6 protein-coding genes and 2 pseudogenes are annotated in these 4,389 nt (G+C 70.4%); 7 read left to right on the forward strand and 1 reads right to left on the reverse strand.

The window, feature by feature from the left end:
• The 7 genes and pseudogenes from KBX39_RS24450 to KBX39_RS24480 form a co-directional block, all read left to right on the forward strand.
• Positions 1 to 619 (forward strand): annotated as a pseudogene (locus tag KBX39_RS24450) (carbohydrate ABC transporter, N-acetylglucosamine/diacetylchitobiose-binding protein); the annotation flags it as partial.
• Complete coding sequence (locus KBX39_RS24455; protein WP_030500326.1) at positions 619 to 1,527, forward strand: carbohydrate ABC transporter permease; 909 nt, start codon at positions 619 to 621, stop codon at positions 1,525 to 1,527. The pseudogene KBX39_RS24450 and the gene KBX39_RS24455, both read left to right, overlap by 1 nt.
• Before the next feature lie 113 nt (positions 1,528 to 1,640).
• Positions 1,641 to 2,429 carry a carbohydrate ABC transporter permease gene (locus tag KBX39_RS24460; protein WP_113972709.1) on the forward strand — a complete coding sequence of 263 codons (789 nt, stop codon included), beginning with the start codon at positions 1,641 to 1,643 and terminating at the stop codon, positions 2,427 to 2,429.
• Positions 2,430 to 2,514: 85 nt separating this feature from the next.
• Complete coding sequence (locus tag KBX39_RS24465; RefSeq protein WP_210872699.1) at positions 2,515 to 3,000, forward strand: hypothetical protein; 486 nt, start codon at positions 2,515 to 2,517, stop codon at positions 2,998 to 3,000.
• An 85-nt stretch (positions 3,001 to 3,085) separates the two neighbouring features.
• Complete coding sequence (locus KBX39_RS24470; protein ID WP_043331143.1) at positions 3,086 to 3,457, forward strand: VOC family protein; 372 nt, start codon at positions 3,086 to 3,088, stop codon at positions 3,455 to 3,457.
• A complete protein-coding gene (locus KBX39_RS24475) occupies positions 3,450 to 3,770 on the forward strand; it encodes a helix-turn-helix transcriptional regulator (RefSeq protein WP_030500330.1) in 321 nt (106 codons plus the stop codon). The genes KBX39_RS24470 and KBX39_RS24475 overlap by 8 nt, the downstream gene beginning before the upstream one ends.
• A complete protein-coding gene (locus KBX39_RS24480) occupies positions 3,763 to 4,194 on the forward strand; it encodes an SRPBCC domain-containing protein (RefSeq protein ID WP_210872701.1) in 432 nt (143 codons plus the stop codon). The genes KBX39_RS24475 and KBX39_RS24480 overlap by 8 nt, the downstream gene beginning before the upstream one ends.
• A 16-nt stretch (positions 4,195 to 4,210) precedes the next feature.
• On the opposite strand, the pseudogene KBX39_RS33535 reads toward KBX39_RS24480, so the two are convergent.
• A pseudogene (locus KBX39_RS33535) lies at positions 4,211 to 4,389 on the reverse strand (ATPase); the annotation flags it as partial.

Raw genomic sequence — 4,389 nt, forward strand, 5'->3', positions numbered from 1 at the left:
CGCCTGGCACCAGATCGTCAAGGACAAGTTCATCCTCGCCGGCTCCCCGGGCCTGGACCACAAGCAGTCGCAGACCGCCTGGTGCCAGGGCAAGGCCGCGTTCATCTCCTGCGGCTCCTGGCTGGAGAGCGAGCAGAAGGACGTCACGCCGCCCGGCTTCAACATGACAGTCGCGCCCACGCCGAGCCTGGGCAGCGGCGACAAGCTGCCGTACGAGGCGATCCGCGGCACCGCGGGCGAGCCGTTCATGGTGCCGGCGAAGGCGAAGAACGTAGCCGGTGGCCTGGAGTACTTCCGGACCATGCTGTCCCGCAAGGGCGCGCAGGACTTCACCAAGAAGGTCGCCAGCCTGCCCGTGGTCGCCGGCGCCACCGAGGGCGTCGACCTGCCGTACGGGCTCAGCACCGTGGTCAAGGCGCTCGACGCGTCCGGGTCCAACGGCTTCAACTGGGTCTACAACAACTACTACCGCAAGCTGGAGCGCAACCTCGTCGACGCGGCCTGCGGCGAGTTCTTCAGCGGCCGGATCGGCCCGGCCGAGTTCCTCGACCAGTGCCAGAAGGGCGCCGACTCGATCGCCGGAGACAGCTCGGTCAAGAAGTACAAGCGGTCCGCGTGATGCGACAGGGTCGCCTCCCCCTGATCCTCACGTTCCTGCTGCCCCCGCTGGCGCTGTACGGCATCTTCGTGCTCTCGCCGTACCTCCAGGCTTTTCAGATCTCCACCACCGACTGGATGGGCTACTCCGCGCAGGCCGACCCGGTCGGCATGGCGAACTTCCGCACGCTGCTGAACGACGGGTACGTGTGGAACGCCCTGAAGAACAACGCGATCCTGCTCGCCGTGGTGCCGGTGGTGACGATCGGGCTGGGCCTGTTCTTCGCCAGCATGCTCACCATGGGCGGCCGCCGGGGCCGGGCCGGGGTGACCGGGGTGCGGGGCACCTCGGTCTACCGGCTCGTCTACTTCTTCCCGCAGGTGCTCTCCGTGGTGATCATCGCGCTGCTCTGGAAGGAGATCTACAGTCCGACGAGTGGCCTGCTCAACGGCGCCCTGCGCGCCGTCGGGCTGGCCACCCCGGCCTGGCTCGGCGACCCGCGCTTCGCGTTCTGGTGCGTGCTGGCGGTGATGGTGTGGAGCAACGTCGGCTTCTACGTGGTGCTCTTCGGCGCCGCCATGCAGGCCATCCCGCGTGACATCTACGAGGCGGTGCTGCTCGACGGCGCGTCCCGCACCACGATGCTGCGGAAGATCACCATTCCGCTGCTCTGGGACACCATCCAGGTCGCGTGGATCTACCTGGCCATCGCGGCGCTGGACGGCTTCATCCTGGTCCAGCTCATGACCAACGGCGGGCCGAACTTCTCCTCCGACGTGATCGGGCTGCGGATGTACGACACGTCGTTCGGCAGCGAGAACAAGTTCGGGTACGCCTCGGCGATCGGTGTGGCGATGTTCTTCCTGACCCTCTCGGTGGCGGTGCTGGCGCTGCGCACCGCCCGGCGCGATCGGATCGAGTACTCGTGACCACCGTGGACACCGGCGCCCCGGGCGCCGAGGCGACCCGCGCGGCGACCCCGGCCGACCGTCCGCCCCGGCGTGAGCTGGGCGTGGCGAACGTCTTCTCGCACGGCTTCCTCATGCTCTGGGCGGCCATGACGGTGCTGCCGCTGGCCTGGATGGTGCTCAGCTCGCTGAAGAGCAACGGCGAGATCATCGCCGAGCCGTGGGGGCTGCCCGAGGCGCTGCGCTTCGACAACTGGGCGCGGGCCTGGAGCACCGCGCACATCGGCCGGTTCTTCTTCAACAGCCTGGTGGTGGTGTCCGGCTCGCTGAGTCTGACCATGCTGCTCGGCGCCACCGCCGCGTACGTCTTCGCGCGCTACGAGTTCCGGGGCCGGCAGGTGGTCTACTACCTGTTCGTCGGCGGCATGATGTTCCCGGTGTTCCTGGCCCTGGTGCCGCTGTTCTTCGTGGTCCGCAGCGTCGGCCTGCTCGGCACCTGGCCCGGCCTGATCCTGGTCTACACCGCCTACTCGCTGCCGTTCACGGTGTTCTTCCTGACCGCGTTCTTCCGGACGCTGCCGACCTCGGTGGCGGAGGCCGCGCTGATCGACGGGTGCGGGCACTTCCGGCTGTTCTTCCGGGTGATGCTGCCGATGGCGCGACCGGGACTGATCAGTGTCGGGATCTTCAACTTCCTGAGCCACTGGAACCAGTTCCTGCTGCCCCAGGTGCTCATCCCCGGCGACGGGCAGGACCGGATGCTCGCCCAGGGCCTGAGTTCGCTCGCGGTCAGCCAGGGCTACGCCGGTGACTACGCCCAGTTGTTCGCCGGCCTGACCATCGCGGTGCTGCCGGTCCTCGTGGTGTACGTGGCGTTCCAGCGTCAGGTCCAGTCCGGACTGACCGCGGGGCAGCTCAAGTGAGGTGGTTGCCACAGGCAACGGGGCAGTGGGGAAGATCGAACTGACCTAGGGTGGGCCGGCACGCTCATCTATCGACAGGAATCTCATGTTCTTCCTCATCTACACGCTGTTGCTGCTGCTCGGCGGCATCGCGATGGTCGCGGTAGGCGTGGCCGTCAAGGAACAGGGGACCGGCTCCCGCATCCTCAACGTAGTCGTCGGCCTGGCCTTCTTCGGGTACGGCTTCTACCTGCTGTTCCTCTTCGACGGCGACAGCTACCGGATCTTCTTCTACGTCTTCGTCCTGCCGATCCTGCTGATCGTGCGCGCGGTGAAGGCGCGCAAGGAGGCACGCGAGCAGGCGGCGGCACAGCAGTTCGCGGGCGCGCCGCAGCAGCCGGGGATGTACCCGGCGGGGCAGGGCCAGCCCACGCCGTACGGCGTGCCGCAGGGTCAGCCGGCGCCGTACGGCGCGCCGCCGCAGGGGTATCCCGGTCAGGCGCCGCAGCAGCACGCGGCGTACCCGCCGCACGCCGGGCAGCCGGCGCCGCAGGGCTGGCAGCCGGGGCAGCCGGGCGGTCCGAACGCCTGAGCGGGTGACGGAGGCCGGTCGGCAGATCCCGGCCGGCCTTCGTTCCGCTTGACCGGTAGGAAATCTCCTACCTATGCTGGCGGGCATGTCCGTCACTCACGCCCAGATCGTCTCCGTCCCCGTCGGCGACCAGGACCGGGCCCGCGACTTCTACGTCGACGTCCTCGGCTTCGACCTGGTCCGGGACAACCCGATGCCGGACGGCCGCTGGGTCCAGGTGGCGCCCCGGGGCGCGGTGACCACGCTGACGCTCGTCACCTGGTTCGACAGCATGCCGGCCGGCTCGCTGCGCGGGCTGGTGCTGGAGAGCGACGACCTCGACGCGGACGTGGCCCGGCTGCGCGAGCGGGGGGTGGCGTTCGCCGAGGACAGCGTCCAGGTCGTGCCCTGGGGGCGCTATGTCACCTTCGCCGACCCGGACGGCAACGGGCTCGTCCTGCAGGAGACCCGTGTCTGAGCCGGACGTGTTCGCGGCGCTGGCCAACCCGACCCGGCGGGAGGTGCTGCGGCTGCTCCGCGACGAGGGGGAGCAGCCGGTGCAGCGGCTCGCCGACCGCTTCGAGATGCGGCGTCCCAGCCTGTCGGAGCACCTGCGGGTGCTCAAGGACGCCGGGCTGGTGACCGAGCGGCCCGTCGGCCGGCAGCGGGTCTACGCGCTGCGCCCCGAGCCGCTGCGGGAGGTGGCCGACTGGCTCACCCCGTACGAGCGGTTCTGGAGGCAGCGGCTGGCCGGCCTGGGCGACGTGCTGGACGCGATGCCGGATGAGTGAGTCGACCCGCATCGCGGTGGACCAGTTCCTGCCGCACCCGCCCGCCAAGGTGTGGCGCGCGCTGACCGATTCCGATCTGATCGGACGCTGGCTCATGCCGAACGACTTCCGGCCCGTACGCGGGCACCGGTTCACGTTCCGGACCGACGCGCGACCCGGCCAGCGGTTCGACGGGACGGTCCACTGCGAGGTGCTGGAACTGGACGAGCCGCGCCGGATGCGGTGGGCCTGGCGCGGCGGCACGCTCGACACGGTGGTCACCTGGACGCTTGTGCCCGAGGGGCGGGGCACCCGGCTGTTCCTGGAGCACGCCGGGTTCGATCCGGACGATCCGCTTCAGCGGCGTACCTTCACGCTGCTCGACGGTGGCTGGCGTACCCACGTCTGGGCGCGCCTCGCCGCCGCGCTGACCGCGCTGCCCTGACCCGCCGCAGCGCGGGTCAGGCGGGTGGGGGCACGAGGCGGGCGTGCAGCGCCGCCGGGTCGGTCACCTCGGGCAGGTCCCGGGCGGCGAGCCAGGCCGCGGCGGCGGCCCCGTCCCCGGCGCTGAGCAGCGGCGCGCCCGGCCAGCGTTCGGCCAGCTCCGCGCGTACCGCGCCGGCCAGCGGCGTGTCGCCGG

The organism is Micromonospora sp. D75 (assembly GCF_018070405.1).
Taxonomy (GTDB): Bacteria; Actinomycetota; Actinomycetes; order Mycobacteriales; family Micromonosporaceae; genus Micromonospora; species Micromonospora chalcea.

Excerpts from the sequence above, each read along its gene's own strand:
- KBX39_RS24470 (WP_043331143.1), top strand. The coding sequence starts at position 3,086 with ATGTCCGTCACTCACGCCCAGATCGTCTCCGTCCCCGTCGGCGACCAG.
- KBX39_RS24460 (WP_113972709.1), top strand. The coding sequence starts at position 1,641 with ATGCTCTGGGCGGCCATGACGGTGCTGCCGCTGGCCTGGATGGTGCTC.
- KBX39_RS24455 (WP_030500326.1), top strand. The coding sequence starts at position 619 with ATGCGACAGGGTCGCCTCCCCCTGATCCTCACGTTCCTGCTGCCCCCG.
- KBX39_RS24480 (WP_210872701.1), top strand. The coding sequence starts at position 3,763 with ATGAGTGAGTCGACCCGCATCGCGGTGGACCAGTTCCTGCCGCACCCG.
- KBX39_RS24465 (WP_210872699.1), top strand. The coding sequence starts at position 2,515 with ATGTTCTTCCTCATCTACACGCTGTTGCTGCTGCTCGGCGGCATCGCG.